This window comes from Thalassotalea fonticola (genome assembly GCF_032911225.1).
GTDB classification, from domain to species: Bacteria; Pseudomonadota; Gammaproteobacteria; order Enterobacterales; family Alteromonadaceae; genus Thalassotalea_A; species Thalassotalea_A fonticola.
This window is the reverse complement of record NZ_CP136600.1, coordinates 3,100,044-3,124,513: the sequence shown is the minus strand read 5'-3', so window position 1 is coordinate 3,124,513 and position 24,470 is coordinate 3,100,044. Positions and strand designations below refer to the sequence as shown.

Below are 24,470 nucleotides of genomic sequence, written 5' to 3'. Positions count from 1 at the left end.
ACAACGTTATTTATTTCGACCTAACCAAGCGAGAATGAATGCTAATACGAATGGAATTATGCGCTCTAAAAAATCTCCAGGTGCAGACGGAAATAAACTTAATATTACCGACAAAGTAAAACCGGTAAATATCGCAGCAAAAGCATACTTACCCTCTACAGACTTACTAATGACTTTCACAATTAATAAAGGCCCAAATGCTGCGCCTAACGCATTCCAGGCAAATAACACGCGAGTAAATATATCTTTGGGGATGTAGATGGCAATTAGCATTGAAATGACGCACATAATCACGACAGTTAAACGTGAATATAACAAACTGTTTTTATGATTTTTATCATCACCAATATCGTAAGAGATTGCCGAAGCTGAAACCAATAATTGGCTATCGGCTGTTGACATAATTGCTGACAAAATCGCTGCAATCATAATACCGGCAATTACTGGAGGAAATAATACATTGGTAACCTCTAATAAGGCTTGCTCGTTATTTGCAACTGGCTCAATTAGCACTTTGGCACACCAGCCAACTATCAACATTCCGCCAACTACAATAGCAGCCCAGCCAATGGCGATAATTTTTGCCTGTGCTACTGATTTTTGATCTCTTAAAGCCATCATTCGGTTGACGACATGAGGTTGCCCGGGTTGGCCTAAACCAATGCCAAATAAACCGATAATAAATGCCAGAGCTATAAAGCCGGAATGCTCACCGGTGAGTTGTAATTGTGGACCAGAATAAACCATTTGCATTTGCTGCCATAATTCAGCAAAACCGCCGACAGCGAGCAAACCTGCAACCGGTAAAATTACTCCGGCAACAGCCATTAGCAGACCTTGCAAAGTATCAGTAATACTGACCGCCCAAAATCCACCTAGTAATGTATAAATAAGAATGATAGTTGTGCCCAAAGCAATGGAACTTTCCATTGAAACACCAAAAGTAGTGGCAAACGTATTACCGGCCGCTTGAAATTGTGCCGCAACATAAAAGGTAAATGCAAAAACAATACATAGTGAACACAGCCACAAAATGGGTTTTTTAAACTGTCCACTGCCATGAGCCAATAATTCAGTTAAAGTCACTGACTGTTCTGCTTCTGCTTTTTTTTGCAGTCTTGGGGCTAACCAAGCCCAGTTAAATATATAACCACTGACTACAGCCGGTACCAACCAAATGGCTGGTAAACCCATTGCATACGCTGCGCCACTCATACCAAGCAGTGTCCATGCTGATGATGCACTGGCTGCTGAGCTAATCGCTGCCACCCAAGGCCCTAAACCTCGGCCTCCAATAAAATAATCTTCGGTAGAACTGGTTTTTTTATTGGCATAAAAGCCTATGCCAATTAGGACAATTTTGTAGATAACGAGAGTGATGAGGACGGTAGTTGTGTAATCCATAGAGATTTTATTATTGTTATTTTTGATTTTAAACTGTCGCTAAAGAATATCAGTACTACTTAGAAATTGCACTTTAGAAAGTAATTTAACCGTATTTTCGACTTTAGTTTGAAGGGTTATATTCAATAATAAATAAAACGATAGAAATTAAAGAATTATTAGATATCAATACCATTGTCGCACTACAGGTTTTAATTTATAAATAGTTTTCATGTTGGGTTTTCTTAATAACCTTTAACTCAATTAACATATACATTTGAAATGTAGAAAAGGATTTAAATGAACATCGCAAAAACGCTCTTATGTTACAGCCTTATCGTTTGCTGCTCAGTTACCCAAGTTGCCATAGCTAAAGAAGAAATAGCTCCTAAATTACCCGTTGAAACATTTTTTAAATTCTCAGAGTTTGATCGCATGGTGTTATCTCCAACAGGAAAATATATCGCTGCCCGTTTAAAAATGAAAGGCTCGAAAAAATTAGCGATAATGGAAACCAAAACCAATAAAATATTATCGGTAAGTCACTTTGGTGATGACAAAGATGTTGGCAGTATTGGTTGGTTAACCGATGAACGTGCTTATGCCGAAATGGTAACTCGTGTTGGTCCACTCCTAGAGCCAAGACGCACAGGTTTTCTATTTGCCGTAAATGCCGATGGTTCAAAAAAACGGCAGTTACTGCCAACACCGCCTAGACCTGGAAAAGCCGCTGATCGACCTAGAAACTTTAGCTTAGCTGACAGGCTGCCTGATGATGATAAGCATGTGCTAGCCTATATCTCAAATAGTGCATTCCAAACCCTTTATAAATTAAACATTTTTACTGGTAAACAAATAGTATATAAAAAAGCACATAAGTCTAATGCCTCGATGGAATTGGATCATGATAATATTGTGCGATTTTCAATTGTAGGTGATTATGATGTCGACGAAGATATATCTACTAGACAAGTTTTATATCGCGACAGTCATGATGATGATTGGCAACTGCATGAAACGATAATTGATAAAGATACTAGAAAAAAGGGAAGGAGTAATTTTGAAATCCTTAGATTCAACAAAGACAATACAGAAGTTTTAATACATAAAAATGATGAAATAGTATTGTACAACCCTTTAACCAGAGTTTATAAAACAGTTCTGAAAATAGAGGGGGATGCCGAGATATCATCTTATATAAACAATCACGATTACACCTCCCCTGAACTGATAGGCATTAAACGTATGCCAGGTAAAATTGAAAGTACATACTTCGATTACAAAAATCCAGAAGTAAAACTCCGAATAGGCATTGCAGCAGCATTTCCAAACTCTAATGTTAGACTGGTTAATAGTACAAAAAATAAAGAAACTACGTTAGTAAAGGTAGTCAGTGACAAAAACTCTGGCACCTATTATCTATTTGATCGTAAGAAAAACTCTTTAACCTATTTATTAGATACTTCTCCTGATCGTGATGAAAAGCTGCTAACAGAGATGAATCCATTCAGCTTTATTGCCCGTGACGGCTTGGAAATTCGCGGTTATTTAACTCTGCCAAAAGGAAAAACTAAAAATTTACCTTTAGTGCAAGTTGTGCATGGTGGTCCATATGGTCCTTTTGATAAATGGCGGTATGACCGAGAAGCTCAGTTTTTTGCCAATCGCGGTTACGCGGTAATGCAAGTGAATTTCCGTGGTTCAGGTGGCAGAGGTGATAAGTTTTTATATGATAGTTACAAGAAAATGGGTAAAGAAATGCAGCATGACCTCACCGATTCAGTACATTGGGCGATCGAACAGGGCATAGTAGATAAAGATAAAATATGTATTTATGGGGCTAGTTACGGTGGTTATGCATCGTTAATGGGCGCGGTGATGGAGCCCGATTTATATAAATGTGCCGTACCATATGCAGGTGTCTATGATATTGAGATATTCAGGAACAATACTGATTTTAGAGTTCGCGACAGTGGAAAACGTTTTTTAGAAGAAGCTTGGAATGCCTATGATGAGGAGTTTGTAAAAGCAAGATCGCCTATTTATCATTTAGATAAATTAAAAGCGGCGTTACTCTTTGTTCATGGTGGTATGGATAAGCGCGTAACCATTAACCATTATGAGGCGGTTGCTGAAAAACTTGATGAAATGGGTTATCCATATGAATCAATAATTGAACCAGATGAAGCACATGGCTTTAGAGAACAAGAAAATGTTTACAACCTTTATCGAAAAGTAGACAAGTTTTTGGCTAAACATTTAGGAGGTAGCTAATCTATAACGTTAGCCTCTAATAATTAATGAAATTCTTTGCTGGCTGATGACTTGCCAGCAAACATTTTATTGAGTACAAATAGGCATTGTGGCTGTTCATTAGGACAAGTTAATACCAAACGACATAAATATATGGTCTACACAGTGTCTATCAAAGGTGCTAGAACAAATGAAATTTGAAGTAGATAATAATTCTATCTTCTTTAAATTTCCTGAAGTTATAGTGACTTTGATAGTCAGCCAAAGGCCGATGCTAAAAAGGGTTTAAGTTGCGTTAAACATTTTTTCAGTAGAATAACTACAGTTCAAAATGAAAGCCTTACCTAAACCCTTTTTATCTATCGCTGAGTGATCATTATTTTATGTCGCTTGGTATAAGCCGTTTAATTAGCTGTTTTACCCCAACCTTCAAAATGAACGGCAGCATCTATATTACGCCTTGGTAACCAACCTAATTTTTCTAATTCCGGTTTATCATTAAAATGCGATACGTAGCCAATACACAAGTAGGCAACAATACTAATGTCGTCAGGAATATTTAAGGCATCTTTGAGCACATCGTCGTGGACAATGCTTACCCAACCAACTCCTAAGTTTTCAGCGCGCGCCGCTAGCCACAAGTTTTGCACTGCACAAACTGTACTGTATAAATCCATCTCGGGGTTTATTGTGCGGCCAATTACCACCGGGCCATTGCGGCTTCTATCACAGGTAACACAAATTCCTATAGGAGACTCTAAAATTCCTTCTAATTTCAGCTTTGTGTATTTTGACATTTTTTCATCATTAAACATTGCTGCTGATTCTGCATGCGCCAAATCAAACCCTGCCTTTATTTTAGCTTTGGTTTGTTGGCTCTTAACCACAATGAAATCCCAAGGCTGCATAAAACCAACACTGGGTGCATGATGAGCCGCGGTTAATATGCGAGTTAATACATCGTCTGGAATTGCATCTGGCTTAAACTCACTTCGTACGTCTCGGCGCGAGAATATGGTTTTATAAACGGCATCGCGTTCATCATTGGTAATTTGCATTTAGAGAATTCTTAACCGAGGTAAAAGAGATGTGTTGATAGTATAAAATCTACTGACAACAACCAACTGTTTTCTACGTATTGGCTTAGTAGAAAAAGCAAACATAGGACAGATTATGATTCTCACATTTGGTGTGGTTGAAAAAAGTTTTCAATTTTAAACCTATACTTAAGTACACATAGATGTTGAATATAGATTAAATAGAGCCAGATATGACCAAACCAATAGTTGCGGATAATAAGCCCAAGAAAGTTACTTTAATAAAAGACAAAGATTACTTTTTTTGTACTTGTGGTAAATCCGCCAAGCAACCATTTTGTGATGGTTCACATAAGGGCTCAGAATTTCAACCGAAAGCGTTTCGTGCCAATGAGGATGGTGATGCCTTTCTCTGTGCGTGCAAGCATACGGCCAACGCCCCATTTTGTGATGGTACACACAAGAAATTTAGTAATACGGATATTGGCTAAAGACTTATGTGGTTTAAGTTAGGCTCGCACTTGATTAAACCCGTTCGGCTTTACGATTTTGCTATATTAAGATGGAGCGGATTAAAAAGTATTGCGGCCAAATCTCTTTTATTTGTTGTTCCCAGTCACTATTTATATCGCCATTGTCTTGTTGCAACAGCCAAAATTTGGCCCACTTTTGCACATTTTTACCGGATTTACTTAATTTCAATGGAGTAAAGCGACGTTGATAGCTATTGCCTTTATATTCAACCACTGCATTGTTTTGTGTTCGTTTATAAAGTTGCTCTAAATCTGCACTAATAACTTCAACAGGTGATAAAGGCATAAGGTTAGTGTTTTTCAAAAACCGTAATATTTCGGCTTTTTTGATGCAGACCTTCATATACTCATCAAAATGGGGGGTAAAAACCAGCCCATTTAAACCACGCACAGAAGCCAGTTCTTTATCGGCCATTATCTTTAATGGTATGAGTTGTTCGTTGATGTCATCTAAGTCATTAAATGAATACATGTATTGCCCTATTATCTGTCACCACATTGTGGTTGTGGCAATAGTTGATTTTATCGGCGATTTAAATGAATGAACCGTATCATGGGAGATGTAAGTAGGCGAGACAAACTTAATATAGTGACGAATGAGCACTCAAACTAACCTTTATTTGGTAATTTTTTTTAGTTAAATACAAAAATTAACAAATTTATAACAATAATGGGCTAGCTTAAAAATCAAACTAGTATATAATTCACCTTGCTTGAAAGTTCGACCTTGATTTATGTACGCCAAGTTGATGTTTTTCTAAAACTTCTTCCTGTTTGATATTTGATAGTTTGCTTCCAACATCTTGGTCTTTCATAAGAAAGGCTTAAATTACTTTATATTAAATAGGATATTATTATGTCTAACACTACTACTGGTACAGTTAAATGGTTCAACGAAGCTAAAGGTTTTGGTTTTATCGAACAAGAAAATGGTCCTGACGTTTTTGCTCACTTCCGTGCAATCGTTGCTGACGGTTTTAAGACTCTTTCTGAAGGTCAAAAAGTTGAATTCACTGTAACTGAAGGTCAAAAAGGCCCTCAAGCAGAGAACATCAAACCTTTATAATTGATTGTTTAGGTTGGCTTACCAACCAAAAACATTAAGAATTTAGAATAAAGAGCAAGGCTGTTAGTCTTGCTTTTTTTATGCCTGCTATTCAGCATATTCTTTAATACCAATCTGCATAAGTATATGGTCAACTCAGTGCTTATCAAACGCACTAGAACAATCAAAATTTGAAGCAGATAGTTATTCTATCTTCTTTAAATTTTGGGCCGTTATCGTGGGTTTGATAATCACCCAAAGGGCGGTGCTAAAAGAGTTTTATGCTTCGTTAAACATTTTTTCAGTGGAATAACCACAGTACAAAATGAAAGCCTTGCCTAAAACTCTTTTAGTATCGCTGAGTGATTCATTCCTTATGCAGAATGGTATAATGCGCATGGAATGTTATTGATTTTAAGAGGGAAATCGAGTTGTATAACTTCTTACCTTAAGGCGATGACGCATAACGGTTGGGATATTATACGCCATCTTTTAAGTTGTTAAAATTTGCTGGAGACTTTTACCAAGTTGATTAAATATCTGCTCATTTTTAATGGTTAAAACGAATAACTACTTACTAAATTTTATGCCTTGTATTTATCCATTTTTCCTCATGAAAAAGTAGATCACATACATAATCAAATTGGTATTACTTAACCATAATGATGGTTAACACCAAATCCAGTACCACATCCGAGTGATATTTTTTTCTACCATCAATAGTTTGAGTTAAATATTCCATTTGCTCAGGGTTATTATTTTTTATACCAAGCATATTGATTTTCACTAACGCTAAATCATCACGTTCAGCTACGTCAGTGATCTCTAGAATACTGCTTTGTGCATATATGGTGTCACCCGCGAATGACGGGTTGCAATGACTGCCACTATGGATAGCACTCAACCAAATACCATTGCCTAAGCCGTTATAGCTGAGTGCTCTGCATAATGAAATTATGTGGCCACCATACACTAACCGTTTACCGTGCTTTGAATTGTCCATCATGTGTTGATCAAAATGAACTCGTGCATTGTTTTGGTATAAACGAGTAGCTAGCGAATGATCGGAATCATTAATGGTAATGCCGTCGCGATGAAAATAGGTATCGCCAACATTAAAGTCAGATGCCTTCAGCTGTGAATCACTGGCATAGTCTGGCCAATCAGCAAGATTCATTTGAGCCGGAATTACTTGCTGTGTTGCAGTAACCTCACTCGCTAGCTCTGGTAGTTGCGGTGCAGGGCATTTAGTGTGCACATCTTTTTTATGAACCATTACCCAACGTTTAAAGCTAAGCACGATATGGTCATCTTGATTTACCGCGGTAGAGTGCACATAAACCACTCCGGTTTTGCCATTAGAGTTTTCTTTTAAACCAATAACCTCACTGACTACTTTTATAGTATCGCCAGCAAATGCTGGACGCTTAAAAGTAACTTCGGCATAGCCAAGGTTTGCCACAGCATTTAATGATACATCGTTAACAGTTTTGCCAAAAGCTATGTGAAACAGTAAAAAGTTATCGACTGGCATTTGGGCAAAGCCAACAACATTTGCGACTGTTTTGGCACAATGCAAGGCAAAACGAGAACCAGTTAGCGCCGTATAAAGGGTACAGTCTGCTTCAGTAATAGTGCGCGGCACACCATGAACCAAAGGCTGGCCGACAGCAAAATCTTCAAAATAAAGACCTGTCGGTGTTGGCAAATAGTTTGTTTGTATTGTCATTGCTCGTTTACCTTTACTACTTGTTTTAAATAGCAATTAACCTAAAGTTAATTCACCTTGACCAATTTCGTTCACTTTTGTGTATAAACAAATTACTCGATTTGCCCATTGTTCTAAGCATGGTTCAATTAATCTATCATCGATCACCGCAACACTTTGACCATCAGATTTTGCTTGTTCCATGGCTGAAATAATGCCCTTGGCTTTGCGAATATCTTCGCCTTTTGGCGTTAAAGCATCATTGGTATACGTTAACTGTACTGGATGAATTACTGCTTTACCGTCAAACCCAAGATCACGAGCTTGGCGACAACTATATTCACAAGCAACTACATCTTTTAAGTTAAAATGTGGGCCATCTATGATGCTTTTGTTGTGCGCTCTAGCGGCCAAAATACACATTGACAAGTAGGTTAATAACCCTTGTCGATCAAGCGTTACATTAACCCGCAATGAATTAGCAAGATCAGTTGTGCCCATTACTATGGTTGTTAATCTTGGGCTGGCAGCACAAATTTCTTCCGCGCGTAATACGCCAAGTGGTGATTCAATATTAGCCATCACTAATTTGTTTTCACCATTTGCATTGTCTAACGCGGCAATGGCTAAGGTTAATTCTTCACCGCTTTCAATATCTGGAAACAAAACACCATCAATATCAAGCTCTGCAATAGCGGCTATATCAGCTTTACCCCAAGGAGAATCAAGCTTATTAACACGAACAATTCTTTCTGAGTAACCAAAATCACTATTTTTTAATTGTTCTACCAATAGTGCTCTTGCTTCTACTTTACGCGAAGGCGGAACTGATTCTTGTAAATCAAAAATAATTACATCTGCAGACAAGCCACGTGATTTCGTAATGTATTGCTCATGATGTGCTGGAACATATAATGCGCTGCGTCTTGGTCGAAAATTTTCTTGAGTTTTGCAGTTCATATTCAGGCCCCTTGTGTGGCTGGTTGTTTGTTTTGCTCAGCAAGCTCAGCTAACATTTGTTTGCGTAGTACTTTGCCATTTTTAGTACGTGGAAAATCATCGTAAAAGTGCACAATTTTAGGCGCTTTATATTTAGCTAAATGGCTATTACCGAAGCTTAATATCTCTGCTTCAGTCGTCGTTGCGTTTGGCGTTAAAATAATGCAGGCACTAACTAATACCTTATCTTTGCCAAGTTCTTCACCCAAAGCAACACAATCGGCCACATCTGGATGAGTTTTTATCACTCGTTCAATTTCGTGTGGTGATACCCGGTAACCAAAGGTATTAATGATGTCGTCTTTACGACCCACAAACCAAATATAGCCATCTTCATCAATTCTTGCGTAATCGCCGGTAAAGAAATAGCCACTATGTCTGGCTTTTTCTGTTTCTTCTGGTAATTGCCAGTAGTTTAAGAACAGTCCCGGATCACTTTCTGGAATGGCAATCATACCTTCTTCACCAGATTGTGCGGGTTTGTTTTCTTCATTTAACAATACTACATCATGGCCAGGTTGAGTAAAGCCTGCCGCACCTGGGCGAATAGGTTGCTGTTTATTTTGCGAAATATAGTAAGAAAATTCTGACATGCCGATAGCTTCGTAAACATCCATGCCGAAACGTTCACGCCAAGCTAGTAGCATTTCATCACTTAAATGTTCACCAGCACTCATACAGTGGCGTAGCGAAGGCACATCGCTGCCTTTAAATTCTGTTTTTTGAATAATTTGACGATAAATTGTTGGTACTCCAATAAAAATCGTACAGTCATGTTTAGCAATAAGGTTTGGCCAGGTAGAAGCGTCATTAGCGCCTTCATGCACAATAACGGTATGGCCATGAAATAGTGGGTCCATTAATGCTGAGCCTAATACGTAAGTCCAGTTGAACTTACCAGAATGCATTATGCGATCGCCTTCCTTAAAATCGAACCAAAAACGACTTGCCGGTAAACGACCAATTAAAGAACGATGTGCATGTAACACACCTTTAGGATACCCAGTGGTACCTGAGGTATAGACTAAATAGGCAGGATCATCTGGTGTACTTGCTACAATAGAGTCATCGATGGGATTCGTATTTAGCAGCTCTTCTAAATCCAAAACCTGTACATTTAAACCAACACAATCGCTCGGCATTTCACCTGGGCCAGCTAATAATACCGCGCTAAGCTGGGTGTCTTCGGCTAAAATAGACTTAAGCTCAGGCCACATTGATTTGGCGGTAACCAAAACTTTTGCACCTGAATCTTTGGCCAGGTAAGCAACTTCTGGGGCTGAAAGTAACGTTGATGTAGGTACGGCTATGGCGCCTTGTTTTAAGCAACCAAAAAAGCTCACTGGGTAATCACTAGAGTTTGGCAAACGAATTAATACTCTATCGTCAGCATTTAAGCCAAGCTCTTTTAACGTGTAAACAAAACGACCACTTAAACTGTCTAACTCAGCATAACTGAGCTCGCATGTACCTAACTTGTCATCTTCAATGATCAACGCTGTTTTGTTGCCATTATTTTGTTCCACATGCTGGCGCACACAGGCATAGGCAATATTGAAATGCTTAGGTATGTGCCACTGCCAACCATTTGCGTTTTGTGTTAATAAATCATCAAATTTAATCATAATTCTATCCTCATAAACGCCGGTTAAATGCGGCCGTATGGCCAGTTTTCACGAATAACCGTGATTGGCAGTTTCTTCAATACATCTATAGCAAATTCTTTATCTTTTTCATCTAAAGATTTTAATGCATAGGCTCTTAATAGTGTTTGCAATGCTTTACCAAACATTGGTGGATCAAGCATTTCACCATCATATTTTATTGCACCACCCAATAATGCATCAGCATCTATGGCCATTTGCAATATATTCACGTTGCGTTTGATAACTTCCGGCGATGGTGTGAATGCCACTTTACATAAATGAATATGGTACGGGTGAATAAGTTGTTTGCCGGTTAAACCCATTTGAGTTTCAACCACTGCATGACCATGGACGACGTGCGATTCACGGTCACCATGTAAATCTAACCAGCGACGTACATCGTCAGGTTCAATAAACTTTTCGGGCATTGGTGTATCGTTAATTAATACTTCAACCCCGCCAATAACACCTTTACCGGCTATTCTTGCTTCAAGTAGCAGCATTCTTAAGTAAGTGAGTAACTCTTCAATCCAGCCTTCAGGTGTTAAGTGAATCGCCATTGCTTTAGAGAAATCGTGAATACCAAATACCACGTGTTTAACCGCAGGGAAAGCCATGAGCTCCGAAGCAATTTTTAAGCTTCTCGGGTGTTCTATAATTGGTTGTATTTCAATTTTAGGATTAACCCCTAATAACCAGGCAGAAAGATCTCTGATTTCAGCGGCGCCATACATTTCACCTGCTTTAGCAAGTACGATTACATCAATGTGCTCAGCCACTTTCATGATCATTTCTAAATCTTTTTCATACTCATCAGTACGAAATGGATTAATACGCAAGGCTATTTGAAAATCGCGCTCTGGAAATTTAGGTAGCTCGTTAAGCAATAACTCACGACTCATTTCTTTTTGACGACATCCATCTTCCAAATCGAATAATAGCGTATGGGCTTGGCAGTTATGGGCATGCTTGCGCATACGCTCAGCCGCTTGCTCCATATTTTCATATTCTTCATCTTTGGGAGAGTATTTGACTGGCGGATAGTACAACTGAATTCCCGGCCATGTACCACCGAGTACATCTTCTTCGTCTACCTGCTCTAAGAACTCGTTATGATAGTTCATCTACTTCTCTCCAAGGTTATTTAATAGCCAATCAATGAAAAAAATTGTCATATTCATGAAAACTTTTATCTATAGTTACACGATTAGAGTAAATATTTCAAACAATAGTTTTAAAAAAGTGTTTGAATTTTCATTTTTATATTGTAGTGTAAGTTACAACAAATGATTAATACGTCGCTGTCACATAGGTAACAGTGCGTTGTTTACTAACTTTATACTATTAAGGTATAACAATTTTAGTGCAAAAGTATCTAATCCATTAGTGGTAGTTGTTAAAATAATTGCTACGGCACTAATCAATTAGTCTAAATTTGTTGAGCAAGCATTGACTTGCTACCGAACTTCTGTAATTAATTTACATTTTCAAACTAAACTTGAGGAATTTTCAATGTCTGCAACTGTACATCCAAATGACGCACTTTTTGATGCGGAAAAACCATTTCCAGTGATCCCAAGCTGTGAGCATTTTGCCGGTTCAGAAAAGCTGATCCTCAAAGCGATGCAAATGCAAAAAGACACTGGACCAGTCTTTGATATTACCTGTGATTGTGAAGATGGTGCTGCAGCAGGTTCAGAGCAGGAGCATGCTGAAATGGTAGCTCGCATCATAGGTAGTGATGACAATGAATTTAATATGATGGGTGTGCGTATTCATGATCCATCACACCCTCATTGGAAGAAAGATTTAGATATTCTAATCCCTGGCTGTGGTGAAAAACTTGCCTATATCACCCTGCCAAAATGCACTGAAGGTCGCCAAATTCAAGAGATGGTGACTTATATTCAAGGCCTTGTTACCTATCATGCAATCGATCGTGAAATCCCGGTTCATGTATTGGTTGAAACCCACGGTGCTTTACGCGATGTTTGGCAAATTGCGGCAACAGATTGGGTGCAAGTACTTGATTTTGGTATGATGGATTTTGTTTCCGGTCACTACGGTGCTATTCCTGCATCATGTATGCGCAGCCCTGGTCAGTTCGACCACGCTTTACTCAAACGAGCTAAAACTGAAATGGTTGCTGCCGCTCTTGCAAATGGTGTTATTCCAGCGCATAACGTGACTCTTGATTTAAAAAATACTCAACAAACTACTGATGATGCTAGCCGTGCACGCAACGAATTTGGTTTTATGCGTATGTGGAGTATTTATCCAACGCAGATCACCGCAATTGTTGATGCGATGAAGCCAAACTATGAAGAAGTAGAAGATGCACAAGCTATTTTACTCGCTGCTCAAGCGAACAGCTGGGGGCCAATTCAGCATAAAGGTGAATTACACGACAGAGCAACGTATCGTTATTTCTGGGAATTATTACAACGCGCTCATGTAAGTGGTATTGATATTAGCAGTGAAGCACAAGCTGCTTTCTTCTAATTATTTAGTTTATTAAAATAAATCATTGAATAAATAAAACCCTAAATTGAATGTTCAATTTAGGGTTTTGTTATTTACTGCTTAGCATTTTCACCATTGCTGGCAGTAATACATAGGTAATTATTGGCACAATTATCGCGACAGAAATAACCGTTATCCATAAATGGTTACTGGTAAACCTAGCGACATAGGGAGGGATAAAATACACTAGTGGTAATAAAGCCAAAAAGGTTAATAATGCCATCATGTGCCTATTCAGAACTGATGTGTTCTCCTCACTCACGGCCTAATCCTTATTATTTACGTATACAACAATAAGTTGCGCGTTATCTTCGGCGATAAAATCTACACCATCAATAGTTTTTATGGCGGTACGGGCATTAATTTTTTGGTTATTAAAAATCCCCTTTCCTTTACTTAAAAAGGCTATTACTTCGCCTTCATGTTTCACGGTTTGGCCAGCTGTTACGTTAGCAACAGCAATTGATGTACGGCTATAAAACGTTTTGTTTTGATTTTTACTGCCGCCGTATATGTGTTGCAATTTGCCTACCTGCGGCTTATAAACTTTATAACCTGCTGGTTCACCAGCTTCATCGGGTAATACCCATAGTTGAATCATATGGTTTTGTTGGTTGTCAGGATTAATTTCATTATGGGCAAAACCTTCTCCGCCAGCGCGTTGCACTTGTGTGTAACCTGCTGATAAGCCTTGACCGTGTTCTAAAGAGCCTTCATGACTAATACGGCCATCAACCATGACTGAAATTACATCAATTTCTCGGTGCGGATGCATTCCGGTTTCACCTTTGGCATTAAAGTTGGCATCGGCTAAATAAACGAAATTACCAATACCATCAAAAGTTTGTTTTCTTGCGTGTTTGAAAACACGACGGTCAGTAACAAATTGGCGTTCTTTTAAACCGGCAAAGCCGCCTTTTGCTAAGTCATTAAATTTTAATATTTCCATCATATTTCTCCGCTGCTCTGTATTTCATTAAGATGTTAAACAGTTTATTGGTTTTAACAATGCAGATAAATATGTAAATAGGTAACTAATTGTTCTATATTGGGTAACAATAAAATGACAGAATATGTGTGCATATAAAAACGTTATGACTGACTTAAACGATATGATGGTATTTCGCCAAGTAGTGGAACAGGGGAGCTTTACGGCTGCGGCTAATGAAATTGGCTTGCCAAAGTCTAATATTAGTAGAAAAATTTCGCGTTTAGAAACAGGTTTACAGGCAAAGTTGTTAGAACGATCGACCCGATCTTTAAACCTTACTGAAGTTGGCAGAATTTTTTATGATCATTGTGTACGCATTGCTGACGAGGTAGCTAGCGCTCAAGAGTGTATTGAAACATTAAGTCATAACCCAAAAGGTTGGATAAAACTTTGTACGTCACTTACTCTTGGGCAAACTTTAATAAGTCCGCATTTAGCAAAGTTCAGTGAACAATATCCTGATGTTCATCTTGATATAAATTTAACCAATCGTCGTGTTGATGTGATTGAAGAGGGCTTCGATCTGATCATTCGAGTTGGAGAGTCTCCTGATTCGAACTTAATTACTAAGCGCTTAACGACAGTAAAATTAGCGTTGTTTGCCAGTCGCGGTTATGTAGAAAAACATAAGGTGATGCCGATAAAAAATCCTGATGACTTGCAGCTGCATAGTTGTCTTTATATGAATGCTAGAAATGAAAAGCATCGTTGGCATTTATCTAACTCTGAGCGTCAAATTCATCTAGATATTACTCCCTCAATGTTGTGTAATGACTTTGCTACCCTACAACAAATGGCATTATCAGATATGGGCATAGCATTGCTACCAGAGTATTTATGCAAGGCAGAAGTAACCACTGGCAATTTGCAGCGAGTTCTGCCTGATTGGGACGGAAGAAAAGTGAACCTTTATGCGATATATCCCAGCCGTAAAGGCGCAACACCCAAAATCAGAGCCTTTATTGATTATTTAGCCCAACAATTAAATTAGTAGAATTTTATTACATGTATCCATTAGATTATATCCAACCGGTATTTCGACCACCATCAGAGTGGAAAAGTTTAATTTTACAAGTTACCAATGGCTGCTCGTGGAATAAATGCACATTTTGCGATATGTATACCGACGAAGACAAAAAATTTAAACCGAAAAAACTCGATGTTATTGAGACAGAGTTAATCACCATTAAAGAATCTGGCTTGCCGGTACGACGAGTGTTCTTAGCTGATGGCGACGCCATGATGTTACCATTTAATCGTCTGAAGGATATCTTATTACTTGTCCGTAAATACTTTCCAAATGTTAGTCGAATTTCCAGTTATTGCTTACCTCGTAATTTAGGAAATAAAACTGTCGAGCAACTGAGTGAGCTTAAACTGCTAGGCTTGAGCTTAATGTATGTTGGCTGCGAAAGTGGCGACGATCAAGTGCTGGAACTCATTGAAAAAGGGGAAACTTTTGACAGCTCATTGATTGCTTTGAATAAAATAAAGCAAGCAGGAATGAAATCCTCGGTAATGATTTTAAATGGTTTAGGTGGACCAGAGTATTCCGAGCAACATGCTATTAATTCAGCAAAATTAATGAATGCGGCGCAACCTGATTATTTATCAACGTTAGTGGTATCTTTTCCATTAGGGGAAGAGCGTTTTGCGACAAACTTTGACGGTAAATTCAGACAACTTAAGCAGCAAGAGTTATTTGTAGAAATGCACACGTTATTGGAGCATTTAGAATTAGAGAAAACCATTTTCCGCTCCGATCATGCCTCTAATTATCTGGTATTAAAAGGAATATTAGGTAAAGATAAACAACAACTGCTCACGAAAGTGAATATGGCTTTAAATGATGCCATTCCATTACGCCAAGAATGGCAAAGAGGCTTATAAACATTTTATAAGTAAAATAATAAAGGATAACTCATGGCAACCCCAGTTATTAATATTGGCTTCAGTTTAAATTTAATTGACGACTTAGAAGCACCGTTAAGTGACCGCATCAGCCTTATCGAAAAGCCAATACCAAATTTAAAGCCAGGTGAGGTGTTAGTAAAAATGTTGTCAGCGCCAATTAACCCCTCTGATTTGGTTTACTTAATGGGTAAATATGGCCTTCCTCCCGTCGATGGTGCTTTTGTCGGCTTTGAAGGTTGTGGGATAGTCGTCGCTGCGAATGCCGGGCTATATGGTAAGTGGTTAAGTGGTAAACGTGTAGCTCTGTCAGCTACGCCGGGTAAAGATGGTGTTTGGGCTCAGTATGCAATAACTAAAGCGAACTATTGCTTACCTGTTCGCAAAGAAATAAGCGACGAACAAGCATCTACAATCATTGTGAACCCATGTACTTCAGTATGTTTGGTTGAACGTGCTATCGAACTTGGGGCGAAAGCTATTGTTATTAACGCTGCGGCAAGCCAAGTAGGCAAGGGGGTAATTCGTTATGCAAAAATGCAGGGTGTAAAAACCATTGCTACCGTTCGTTCGCAAGCGAATGTTGACGTATTAAAAAAACTTGGTGCTGATAAAGTCATTTTAACCAGCACTGAGTCGTTTCAAAGTGAGTTGAAACAGGCGAGTAAAAAGTTAAAAGCAACAGTGTTATTAGATGCAGTTGCCGATGTTGATACGCCGAAAACGATGAGCTGTATGCCAAGTGGATCTACTGGCATCGTTTATGGTCGATTAACCGAAACCCAAGACCCCATTGGCGGTCAATTTTCTGTTGCCGATGTTATTTTTAAGAATCAAAAAATAGAAGGCTTTTGGCTGGCGACCTACATTGGCAATGCTAAACCATGGCAAGTGCTTTCATTAAGTAAAAAAGTACAGAAACTATTTGCCGAGGGCATTTTTCAAACGGACATATATGGCCAGTTTAGTTTTGCTGATTTTCCTAAAGCTCTTGAACATTATGCTGTGCATAAGAGCGACGGCAAAGTGATTTTAACCCCACACGCTTAATCCACAGATCTGTTTTGATCAAAAAGCTGGTAGTTGTTATAGGCTAGATCCGCTTTTTATCACCTTCTTAATAATGACTTCATTACCGTTAGGGATAATGAAGTCCCTCAATGTTTAAAGTATCTTCAACATAGGTAAAGATATCCTATGTTGAAGATACTTTACACGGTCAAATGCGCTCAATTCTTTATTTGCTATCAAAACCATAAAATAAAAAACATTTGCGTTTATCAATTACATGTGTAATCCTTAATTGAAATTACAAGTGTAATCGGTAGGTTTATGATAGAAATTAGCAAAGCAGAATTTGAAGTGTTGGAAGCTCTTTGGGCAAATTACCCGGCTAGTGCAAGCGACATAATCAGTAAATTAAATGAAGAAAAAACCTGGCACGACAAAACCGTAAAGACGTTATTGAATCGTATGGTAAAAAAAGCGGCCATCAGTTTTGAAAAGCAACAACGACATTATCTATATTCACCGCTTCTTGAGCGCGAATCTTATACCTACAAAGAAGGGAAAAGTTTGGTAGAGCGCTTTTTTGGCGGACGAATTGCTCCTTTAGTTGCTGGTTTTGCTAAAACTGAAAAGCTATCAAAAGATGATATCGATGAACTCAAGAAGGTCATCGCTCAATGGGAGAAAGATAATGATTGATTGGCTTATTGAGCAACAACTGGTTTTATCTTTATTGCTAATATTGTTAATTTTTGCTGAAGCAAAGCTACTGCCCGCACTTGGCGCTAAGTTTTGTTATAGTCTATTTGCGGCTATTCCTGTCGCATTACTTTTGGCAAATATGCCAGACATACTTAAGGCTGAACTAGCACCGCAAATTAGCCGTTATTTAGTCGCAATTAATAGTAATAATGTTGATATAGGTATTAATATTAATTGGCTCGCCATTTGGGCGTCTGGTGCCATTATAGTTATTGTGATTAGCATTTTATCGCACCTACAATTACGAACTTCAGAACTTTCAAGTCGTATCAACAATAGCTCACAAGACCTTAAATTACCGAATTCATTACAACCTTATGTTAGTCGCAAGGTCGCCAGCCCATTGTTGGTGGGGCTGTTCTTTCCTAAACTCATATTGCCTGAAAATTATCAAAAAATGTACAGTGTCAAGCAATTAGCTATGGTTGTCGAGCATGAGGTAGTACATTTTAACCGCCAAGATACGCGCTGTAATTTTATTGCATTAATGCTACTGAGTTTGTTTTGGTTTAACCCACTCATGTGGCTTGGTTATAAAAGTTATAGAAGGTTGCAAGAAATTTCTTGTGATGAAAACGTTTTAAGCAACAAAAATACTGAAGAGAAAATTCAATACAGTAAAGCGATGTTGCTGAGTATAGAAAATACCAGTAATCAGCTTTATGCCTACACCCACTACACAGAGAAGCAAACTATGTTAAAAAGATTAAATTTTATTAAACAAAAACAACAGAACAAGCCTTTCATCAAAGTGACTATGTTAGCGGTAATTGCCAGTTTATTGAGTAGTATGGCTATTGCTGATGCCGATCATAAGTCAAAAGCAAAAAGTTCAGAGGACGTTATTTCACCGCTGATGCGAGTTGAACCAATATACCCAGAGCAAGCAGTTGCAGAAAATTTGAATGGTTCAGTAGTATTACAATTTGATGTATCTGCTGCCGGTAAGGTCGAACACGTAATTGTGATTAGTGCCCAACCTGAAAAAATATTCGATAAGTCAGCTAAAATAGCTTTAAGACAATGGCAATACCAAGCGTCGAGTCATGGCTTAAAAAATCAGCTGGTACAGTTAGATTTCGTTACTAAAGAAGATGAAAAGTCTGCAAGTTTAGTTGAACGGATTAAAGTGACTCAATAATACCATTCTGCATAAAGATATGGTCAACTCAGTGCTTTTCAAACGCTCGAGAGCAACCAAAATTTGAAGTAGATATTATTCTATCTTCTTTAAATTTAGGGCCGTTATCGTGGGTTTGATAAGCACCCAAAGGGCGATGTTAAAAGAGTTTTATGCTGCGTTAAACATTTTTTCAGTGGAATAACCACAGTACAAAATGAAAGCCTTGCCTAAAACTCTTTTAACAATCGCTGAGTGAGTCATTCTTTATGCAGATTGGTATAATATTGATCATTATTTTACTAAGCTTTTAAACAAAAACAGCACCATACTAGGTGCTGTTTTTATGTGAAAGGAATTACTTATTCTTGCTCTTCATACTCAGAAAAATCAGTAACACCTTGCTCTTCTAATATTTTACGAACACTTTCCGGTAACACTTGTTCGTTACCCTTGGCTAAATCTGTATCGTCTGGTAACGGCTGACCGGTAAATGCATGTAAAAATGCTTCACAAAGTAATTCACTATTGGTCGCATGACGTAAATTTTGTACTTGTCGGCGAGTTCTTTCGTCGGTAAGAACTTTTAATACTCTTAACGGTATAGATACTGTGATCTTTTTTACTTGCTCACTTTTTTTACCGTGTTGTGCATAAGGATTGATGTATTCCCCATTCCATTCAGCCATCGATCTTCCCCAATTCAATAAGTTTTCTAGTTCTTTCTTGTTATAACTAAATTGTACTAGTTATATAATTCTAGTCAACATCTAAAAGCAAAGATGTTTAGATGGCTAAAACTTCTTGACCTCGAAGACGAATACGTTTAGATTTATAGACGTCTAAACATCTAATTTTAAATTTGAATCAAAAAAACTGACAAAGAGCTTAATATGAAACACGATAAATTGAACACCATAGCTGTACAAGCTGGCATAAATAGTGATGAACATCATGGTGCTGTTGTACCTGCTATGCATTTATCGAGCACTTACAGTTTGAAAGGCTTTAATGAAAAGCGTCAGTATGATTATTCAAGAAGCGGTAACCCAACGCGAACAACTTTAGCAGAGGTTATTGCTGACCTGGAAGGTGGTAGCACTGGCGTGATCACTGGTACGGGCATGTCTGCGATTCACTTAGTTTGCCAATTGCTAACTAACGAAGACACCTTACTTATTCCACATGACTGTTATGGTGGCAGCTATCGTTTATTTACCCATTTAGCTGCTCGCGGAGTATTTAAATTACAGGTAGTTGATCAAACTAATGAACAGCAACTTAGTGATGCATTAGCGAAAAAGCCTAAATTAGTCTTATTAGAAACCCCTAGTAACCCATTATTACGCCTGGTTGATATTGCTAAAATTTGTCAGCAAGCGAAAGACGTTGGCGCCTTGGTTGCTGTAGACAATACCTTTTTATCACCATTATTACAGCGTCCGTTAGATTTAGGTGCTGATATTGTTATTCATTCAACCACTAAGTTTATTAATGGCCACTCAGATGTAGTTGGTGGCGCGGTGGTTACTAAAGATGCAGAGCTGGGCGAAACCTTAACTTGGTGGGCAAATTGTATTGGCATTACCGGTTCGCCATTTGATAGTTATTTAACCTTACGCGGTATTAAAACATTGCCTATTCGTTTAAAGCAACATGATGAAAATACCAAGCAGTTAGTACAATTTTTACAAAGCCACCCAGCTATTAGCACTATTCATTATCCTGGTCTAGTTGATCATCCTGGGCATGACATTGCCAAAGCACAGCAAACTGGCTTTGGTAGCATGTTTTCATTTGAACTTAATGGCGGCGAAGCACAAGTTAAAGCATTATTTGCCAATGTTAAGCTATTTACTTTGGCACAATCACTAGGTGGTGTTGAAAGCTTGATTTCTCATCCATCAACTATGACCCATGCAGGGATGGATCTTGATGCGCAAAAGGCTGCCGGTATTAACCAAACGCTTATTAGGGTATCGGTTGGTCTTGAAGATATCAGCGATATTATTGAAGATTTAAATAATGCATTAAATGCATCACAAGCGGTGAGTAAATAATGCAACAGCAAGTACAAAATATTGAATATAGCGCTTCATTAAACCCTTTAAAACAAGTTGAAGTCACAACGAATGTGCATAAGTTTGGTGGCAGCAGTTTAGCGAATGCCCAATGCATTAATCGAGTCGTTGAGATCATTAAAAACAATGCTAAATTGAATGACTTTATTGTCGTTTCTGCCAATGGTAAAACCACGGATCAATTGTTTTCATTGCTTGAGTGTGTTGATGATAAAGATCAATTTACTGTCCAACTTGAACAGCTAAAAAATGACCAAGCTGCGTTAATCAATGAGTTGCTTGATAGTTCTCAAGCTGCGCAGTTACTCCAACAGTTAGATAAAGATATTACTTTTATTGATGTTGAATTTAGCAATGCCTTTACAAGTAACCGTAATGACGTACTTGCTTTTGGCGAACTTTGGTCGGCAAGATTATTAGCCACAGTGCTAAGCCATAATGTTTGCCAAGCTAATGCTATTGATGCGAGAAACGTATTTATACTCGATTCAACCAACAACTTTCAGCTAAATGAGCAATTAAGTAAGCAAAATATAAACGCTGAAAAGTTAGCAAATCATTTAAATATTTTTACCGGTTTTATCGCCAGCGATGAGCTTGGAAATTCTCATACGCTTGGCCGTAATGGTAGTGATTATTCTGCCACCATAGCGGCGCATTTATTAAATGCTAAAAATGTTACCTTATGGACAGATGTAAACGGTGTTTATAGTGCCGACCCGCGAATTGTGAACACGGCGCGTAAATTATTTCGTCTAGAAAATTCAGTAGCCAAAGAGTTAGGCCGCTTGGGTAATCCTATATTACATGCCAATACGCTGAAGCCATTAACTACCCATAATATTCATTTGAATGTAGCAAGTAGTTTTGAGCCACAAGATAGCGGTACTGAAATTGGTGCGTTTGGTGACATAGCCAAAAGTGAGATTTCGGTAACGCATAATAATGAACTGATCAAAATTGATTCTGATGAATTTGACGCGAGAATCCTAGAACAAATAAATACCCGTTTTCAGCCAATTTACCAGTGCCAAAATAAAACCTGTTTTGTCATTTCGCAACAGTTTGCCGATTTAGCATTACATTACTTGCAAGAGCAAGGGATTAAGTTTTCGATAAAAAATGTCTCGCTAATTGCCGTTGTTGGTTATCAAATTGCTAACCGAGGTGAAATTAAAGCCCGCTTTAAACGAGCGCTTAAGCATACTGATATTGCTCAGTTTGTTGGTTCAAGTAATGGTCATAGTTTATTAGCATTTTTTGAACATGAAAGCTCCGTTGAATTAATCAATAATGTGCATTCACAAGTAACCAAAGACTCGCGTAACATTGGTGTGGTGATCGCCGGACTTGGCAATATTGGTAAGCGTTTTCTTGAGTTGCTGCCAGCACAGTTAGCTCGTGTGCACGCGCTTGAAAACGTACACTTAGTGGGGCTGGCAACATCAAAAAAAGCATTGATTAACACCGACGGAATTGAGGTTAATCAGGCCCTGGAGTTATTTCAAAAAGACGGTTTAGCTTACAATAACCAACTACTTTTGGAATGGTTATCACATCATCCGTATGATGAGCTAGTACTGGTCGACATAACCCCAAGTGAGCAATTTAGTAACCTATATCAAGCGTTTTTCGAGCAAGGCATTCACGTTATTAGTGCCAACAAATGCGCCGGTTCAAGTAGCACTGCAACTTATAATAAATTATTAAGCACGCAACAGAGCACGGGCAGCCAGTGGTTAGTAAACACCACAGTTGGTGCCGGTTTACCAGTAAACTATGCGATTAAAGATTTACTTAATAGTGGTGACACTATAAATGAAGTTGCCGGTATATTTTCAGGTACGTTATCTTGGCTATTTTCTAACTTTGATGGCAGCTTAGCGTTTTCAGAGTTATTACAAAATGCGTTAGAGCAAGGCTTTACCGAGCCCGACCCTCGTGATGACTTATCGGGATTGGATGTACAGCGTAAATTACTTATTTTAGCGCGACTTGCCGGTTTTGAATTGGAACTTGAAGATATAGAGTGCCAAAACTTAGTACCTAGCTCTCTAATAAACTTATCTGTAGATGAATTCTTAACACAAGCGAATGAACTTGATGAATACTTTGCCGATAAATTGCTGGAAGCTAAGCAACAAAACGGTTGTTTACGTTACGTTGCACGTTTTAGCAAAACAGAAACAGGCTATCGAGCCAAAGTAGGACTAGAAATATTAGCAAATGCACATGCGTTTGCTAACTTAACACCATGTGACAATATATTTTTATTAACAACCAACTGGTATCAAGATAATCCATTGATTATTCAAGGTCCTGGCGCTGGTCGTGACGTAACTGCCGGCGGATTACACTCAGATTTAGTTAACCTATGTCGTGAACTTGCTGTAAAAACCAAAGAAGTAGAAATTAAGGGGATTAACTAATGAATGCCAGAGCTAGACAATTAGATTTACTAAACAGAACCGTAAGAGATATTGATAATGATTTGAATGTTTCATTTGAATTCTTTCCACCAAATTCGCCAGCGATGGAAGACACCTTATGGGGATCTATTGAGCGTTTAGCGCCATTAAATCCAAGCTTCGTTTCAGTAACCTATGGTGCTGGCAGTGGTACTCGTGACCGAACTCATGGGGTAATTAAACGTATTCAAAAGGATACCGGCTTGATTGCTGCGCCACATTTAACTTGTATAGATGCGGGCCGTGAAGAGTTAATTGATATTGCCAAAGACTACTGGGAAAGTGGCGTTCGCCACATTGTCGCTTTACGTGGTGATTTACCAAATAACAGTAAAAAGCCAGATATGTACGCAAATGATTTGGTTGAATTATTAAAAGGTGTGGCCGATTTCGATATTTCTGTTGCTGCTTATCCTGAAACGCATCCAGAAGCACCAAATGCACAGTTTGACTTAGTAAACTTAAAGCGAAAAGTAGATGCTGGTGCTAACCGTGCTATTACCCAATTTTTCTTCGATATGGACTCATACTTACGCTTTCGCGATCGCTGTGTTGCAGTTGGCATTGATGTTGAAATCGTGCCTGGCATATTACCAGTATCAAACTTTGCCACGCTAAAACGTTTTGCCGATATGACCAACGTAAATGTACCAGATTGGATGGGTAAAATGTATGAAGGTCTTGATGATGACCCAACTACTCGTAACATGGTTGGTGCTAACATTGCGATGGAACAAGTTAAGATTTTAAGAAGTGAAGGCGTTAATGATTTCCACTTCTACACGCTTAATCGCTCTGAACTAACTTATGCAATTTGCCATACGTTAGGCGTTCGCCCGTAGGGTTTTGAAGTTAGCAGCTAGAAACAAAAATACCGTTTCAATTATTACCCAAAACGTCAGTTGGATTGAATCCTACTGACGTTTTTAGTTTTTAGAGCTTTCCATTTTTTTGGGGTAAGATCACAGTGCCAAAACGGACGTTAGATTGTCTAAAATATAA

Annotated in this window: 22 protein-coding genes; 12 read left to right on the top strand and 10 right to left on the bottom strand. The window is 38.3% G+C overall.

The genetic code is table 11. The features are described from left to right. Nucleotides 1-6: 6 nt before the first annotated feature. Nucleotides 7-1,404, bottom strand: a complete 1,398-nt coding sequence (locus RI844_RS12675; protein ID WP_348395038.1) for a sodium/proline symporter — start codon at nt 1,402-1,404, stop codon at nt 7-9. A gap of 279 nt (nt 1,405-1,683) precedes the next feature. On the opposite strand from RI844_RS12675, the gene RI844_RS12670 reads away from it, so the two are divergent. Further along, a complete protein-coding gene (locus tag RI844_RS12670; RefSeq protein WP_348395037.1) occupies nt 1,684-3,657 on the top strand; it encodes an alpha/beta hydrolase family protein in 1,974 nt (657 codons plus the stop codon). Between the two features lie 383 nt (nt 3,658-4,040). Here the strand turns inward: RI844_RS12670 and bluB are convergent, their stop codons facing one another. After that, nucleotides 4,041-4,694: a 5,6-dimethylbenzimidazole synthase gene (gene bluB / locus RI844_RS12665; protein WP_348395036.1), complete on the bottom strand. Its 654-nt coding sequence runs from the start codon at nt 4,692-4,694 to the stop codon at nt 4,041-4,043. 212 nt (nt 4,695-4,906) lie between these two features. Here bluB and RI844_RS12660 point away from each other — a divergent pair, with 212 nt between their 5' ends. After that, nucleotides 4,907-5,164, top strand: coding sequence for a CDGSH iron-sulfur domain-containing protein (locus tag RI844_RS12660; RefSeq protein WP_348395035.1), 258 nt, complete (start codon nt 4,907-4,909; stop codon nt 5,162-5,164). A gap of 61 nt (nt 5,165-5,225) precedes the next feature. Here RI844_RS12660 and RI844_RS12655 read toward each other — a convergent pair whose 3' ends face one another. Then, the gene (locus RI844_RS12655) at nt 5,226-5,678 is read right to left on the bottom strand and encodes a hypothetical protein (protein WP_348395034.1); all 453 of its coding nucleotides are present in this window, start codon (nt 5,676-5,678) and stop codon (nt 5,226-5,228) included. Between the two features lie 384 nt (nt 5,679-6,062). Between RI844_RS12655 and RI844_RS12650 the strand changes: the two genes are divergently transcribed. Next, nucleotides 6,063-6,272: a cold-shock protein gene (locus tag RI844_RS12650; RefSeq protein ID WP_348390208.1), complete on the top strand. Its 210-nt coding sequence runs from the start codon at nt 6,063-6,065 to the stop codon at nt 6,270-6,272. Between the two features lie 628 nt (nt 6,273-6,900). Here RI844_RS12650 and RI844_RS12645 read toward each other — a convergent pair. Genes RI844_RS12645 through RI844_RS12630 form a run of 4 tightly spaced genes read right to left on the bottom strand, consistent with a single transcriptional unit; the run spans nt 6,901 to nt 11,728 of the window. Then, nucleotides 6,901-7,980: a MaoC family dehydratase gene (locus RI844_RS12645; RefSeq protein ID WP_348395033.1), complete on the bottom strand. Its 1,080-nt coding sequence runs from the start codon at nt 7,978-7,980 to the stop codon at nt 6,901-6,903. Between the two features lie 36 nt (nt 7,981-8,016). Next, complete coding sequence (locus RI844_RS12640; protein ID WP_348395032.1) at nt 8,017-8,919, bottom strand: HpcH/HpaI aldolase/citrate lyase family protein; 903 nt, start codon at nt 8,917-8,919, stop codon at nt 8,017-8,019. Between the two features lie 2 nt (nt 8,920-8,921). Further along, nucleotides 8,922-10,583, bottom strand: a complete 1,662-nt coding sequence (locus RI844_RS12635; protein ID WP_348395031.1) for an acyl-CoA synthetase — start codon at nt 10,581-10,583, stop codon at nt 8,922-8,924. A 23-nt stretch (nt 10,584-10,606) separates the two neighbouring features. Next, complete coding sequence (locus RI844_RS12630; RefSeq protein WP_348395030.1) at nt 10,607-11,728, bottom strand: HpcH/HpaI aldolase/citrate lyase family protein; 1,122 nt, start codon at nt 11,726-11,728, stop codon at nt 10,607-10,609. Nucleotides 11,729-12,116: 388 nt separating this feature from the next. On the opposite strand from RI844_RS12630, the gene RI844_RS12625 reads away from it, so the two are divergent. Next, a complete protein-coding gene (locus RI844_RS12625) occupies nt 12,117-13,106 on the top strand; it encodes an HpcH/HpaI aldolase/citrate lyase family protein (protein ID WP_348395029.1) in 990 nt (329 codons plus the stop codon). A gap of 70 nt (nt 13,107-13,176) precedes the next feature. On the opposite strand, the gene RI844_RS12620 is transcribed toward RI844_RS12625, so the two are convergent. Next, nucleotides 13,177-13,353 carry a hypothetical protein gene (locus RI844_RS12620; protein WP_348395028.1) on the bottom strand — a complete coding sequence of 59 codons (177 nt, stop codon included), beginning with the start codon at nt 13,351-13,353 and terminating at the stop codon, nt 13,177-13,179. A gap of 39 nt (nt 13,354-13,392) precedes the next feature. Next, on the bottom strand, nt 13,393-14,076 hold the full coding sequence (locus RI844_RS12615; RefSeq protein WP_348395027.1) for a pirin family protein: 684 nt from the start codon (nt 14,074-14,076) through the stop codon (nt 13,393-13,395). 145 nt (nt 14,077-14,221) lie between these two features. Here RI844_RS12615 and RI844_RS12610 point away from each other — a divergent pair, with 145 nt between their 5' ends. The 5 genes from RI844_RS12610 (at nt 14,222) to RI844_RS12590 (ending at nt 18,940) form a co-directional block, all read left to right on the top strand. Continuing rightward, nucleotides 14,222-15,109 (top strand): LysR family transcriptional regulator, encoded by an 888-nt coding sequence (locus RI844_RS12610; RefSeq protein ID WP_348395026.1) that lies wholly within the window; start codon nt 14,222-14,224, stop codon nt 15,107-15,109. Between the two features lie 14 nt (nt 15,110-15,123). Then, nucleotides 15,124-16,008, top strand: a complete 885-nt coding sequence (locus RI844_RS12605) for a radical SAM protein (RefSeq protein ID WP_348395025.1) — start codon at nt 15,124-15,126, stop codon at nt 16,006-16,008. 33 nt (nt 16,009-16,041) lie between these two features. Further along, nucleotides 16,042-17,079 carry a zinc-binding dehydrogenase gene (locus RI844_RS12600; RefSeq protein WP_348395024.1) on the top strand — a complete coding sequence of 346 codons (1,038 nt, stop codon included), beginning with the start codon at nt 16,042-16,044 and terminating at the stop codon, nt 17,077-17,079. A gap of 282 nt (nt 17,080-17,361) precedes the next feature. Next, nucleotides 17,362-17,736, top strand: a complete 375-nt coding sequence (locus RI844_RS12595; protein ID WP_348395023.1) for a BlaI/MecI/CopY family transcriptional regulator — start codon at nt 17,362-17,364, stop codon at nt 17,734-17,736. After that, on the top strand, nt 17,729-18,940 hold the full coding sequence (locus tag RI844_RS12590; RefSeq protein ID WP_348395022.1) for a TonB family protein: 1,212 nt from the start codon (nt 17,729-17,731) through the stop codon (nt 18,938-18,940). Before RI844_RS12595 ends, RI844_RS12590 begins: the two co-directional genes overlap by 8 nt. A 341-nt stretch (nt 18,941-19,281) precedes the next feature. On the opposite strand, the gene metJ is transcribed toward RI844_RS12590, so the two are convergent. Continuing rightward, nucleotides 19,282-19,608, bottom strand: a complete 327-nt coding sequence (metJ, locus tag RI844_RS12585; RefSeq protein ID WP_348395021.1) for a met regulon transcriptional regulator MetJ — start codon at nt 19,606-19,608, stop codon at nt 19,282-19,284. Nucleotides 19,609-19,812: 204 nt separating this feature from the next. On the opposite strand from metJ, the gene metB reads away from it, so the two are divergent. From metB to metF, 3 genes are read left to right on the top strand one after another with little or no spacing between them, the layout of a single operon-like run. Continuing rightward, nucleotides 19,813-20,979 carry a cystathionine gamma-synthase gene (gene metB, locus RI844_RS12580; RefSeq protein WP_348395020.1) on the top strand — a complete coding sequence of 389 codons (1,167 nt, stop codon included), beginning with the start codon at nt 19,813-19,815 and terminating at the stop codon, nt 20,977-20,979. Beyond that, on the top strand, nt 20,979-23,429 hold the full coding sequence (gene metL, locus RI844_RS12575; protein WP_348395019.1) for a bifunctional aspartate kinase/homoserine dehydrogenase II: 2,451 nt from the start codon (nt 20,979-20,981) through the stop codon (nt 23,427-23,429). The genes metB and metL overlap by 1 nt, the downstream gene beginning before the upstream one ends. Then, nucleotides 23,429-24,310 carry a methylenetetrahydrofolate reductase gene (metF, locus tag RI844_RS12570; protein ID WP_348395018.1) on the top strand — a complete coding sequence of 294 codons (882 nt, stop codon included), beginning with the start codon at nt 23,429-23,431 and terminating at the stop codon, nt 24,308-24,310. Before metL ends, metF begins: the two co-directional genes overlap by 1 nt. Nucleotides 24,311-24,470: the final 160 nt, after the last annotated feature.

What these genes read in the sequence shown, in the direction of transcription:
- RI844_RS12660 (WP_348395035.1), top strand. Translation starts at nt 4,907, where the DNA reads ATGACCAAACCAATAGTTGCGGATAATAAGCCCAAGAAAGTTACTTTA.
- RI844_RS12615 (WP_348395027.1), bottom strand. Translation starts at nt 14,076, where the DNA reads ATGGAAATATTAAAATTTAATGACTTAGCAAAAGGCGGCTTTGCCGGT.
- RI844_RS12645 (WP_348395033.1), bottom strand. Translation starts at nt 7,980, where the DNA reads ATGACAATACAAACAAACTATTTGCCAACACCGACAGGTCTTTATTTT.
- metB (WP_348395020.1), top strand. Translation starts at nt 19,813, where the DNA reads ATGAAACACGATAAATTGAACACCATAGCTGTACAAGCTGGCATAAAT.
- RI844_RS12595 (WP_348395023.1), top strand. Translation starts at nt 17,362, where the DNA reads ATGATAGAAATTAGCAAAGCAGAATTTGAAGTGTTGGAAGCTCTTTGG.
- metL (WP_348395019.1), top strand. Translation starts at nt 20,979, where the DNA reads ATGCAACAGCAAGTACAAAATATTGAATATAGCGCTTCATTAAACCCT.
- RI844_RS12650 (WP_348390208.1), top strand. Translation starts at nt 6,063, where the DNA reads ATGTCTAACACTACTACTGGTACAGTTAAATGGTTCAACGAAGCTAAA.
- RI844_RS12620 (WP_348395028.1), bottom strand. Translation starts at nt 13,353, where the DNA reads ATGATGGCATTATTAACCTTTTTGGCTTTATTACCACTAGTGTATTTT.
- RI844_RS12655 (WP_348395034.1), bottom strand. Translation starts at nt 5,678, where the DNA reads ATGTATTCATTTAATGACTTAGATGACATCAACGAACAACTCATACCA.
- RI844_RS12670 (WP_348395037.1), top strand. Translation starts at nt 1,684, where the DNA reads ATGAACATCGCAAAAACGCTCTTATGTTACAGCCTTATCGTTTGCTGC.
- RI844_RS12605 (WP_348395025.1), top strand. Translation starts at nt 15,124, where the DNA reads ATGTATCCATTAGATTATATCCAACCGGTATTTCGACCACCATCAGAG.
- RI844_RS12640 (WP_348395032.1), bottom strand. Translation starts at nt 8,919, where the DNA reads ATGAACTGCAAAACTCAAGAAAATTTTCGACCAAGACGCAGCGCATTA.
- RI844_RS12635 (WP_348395031.1), bottom strand. Translation starts at nt 10,583, where the DNA reads ATGATTAAATTTGATGATTTATTAACACAAAACGCAAATGGTTGGCAG.
- RI844_RS12610 (WP_348395026.1), top strand. Translation starts at nt 14,222, where the DNA reads ATGACTGACTTAAACGATATGATGGTATTTCGCCAAGTAGTGGAACAG.
- RI844_RS12630 (WP_348395030.1), bottom strand. Translation starts at nt 11,728, where the DNA reads ATGAACTATCATAACGAGTTCTTAGAGCAGGTAGACGAAGAAGATGTA.
- RI844_RS12590 (WP_348395022.1), top strand. Translation starts at nt 17,729, where the DNA reads ATGATTGATTGGCTTATTGAGCAACAACTGGTTTTATCTTTATTGCTA.
- RI844_RS12600 (WP_348395024.1), top strand. Translation starts at nt 16,042, where the DNA reads ATGGCAACCCCAGTTATTAATATTGGCTTCAGTTTAAATTTAATTGAC.
- RI844_RS12625 (WP_348395029.1), top strand. Translation starts at nt 12,117, where the DNA reads ATGTCTGCAACTGTACATCCAAATGACGCACTTTTTGATGCGGAAAAA.
- metJ (WP_348395021.1), bottom strand. Translation starts at nt 19,608, where the DNA reads ATGGCTGAATGGAATGGGGAATACATCAATCCTTATGCACAACACGGT.
- bluB (WP_348395036.1), bottom strand. Translation starts at nt 4,694, where the DNA reads ATGCAAATTACCAATGATGAACGCGATGCCGTTTATAAAACCATATTC.
- RI844_RS12675 (WP_348395038.1), bottom strand. Translation starts at nt 1,404, where the DNA reads ATGGATTACACAACTACCGTCCTCATCACTCTCGTTATCTACAAAATT.
- metF (WP_348395018.1), top strand. Translation starts at nt 23,429, where the DNA reads ATGAATGCCAGAGCTAGACAATTAGATTTACTAAACAGAACCGTAAGA.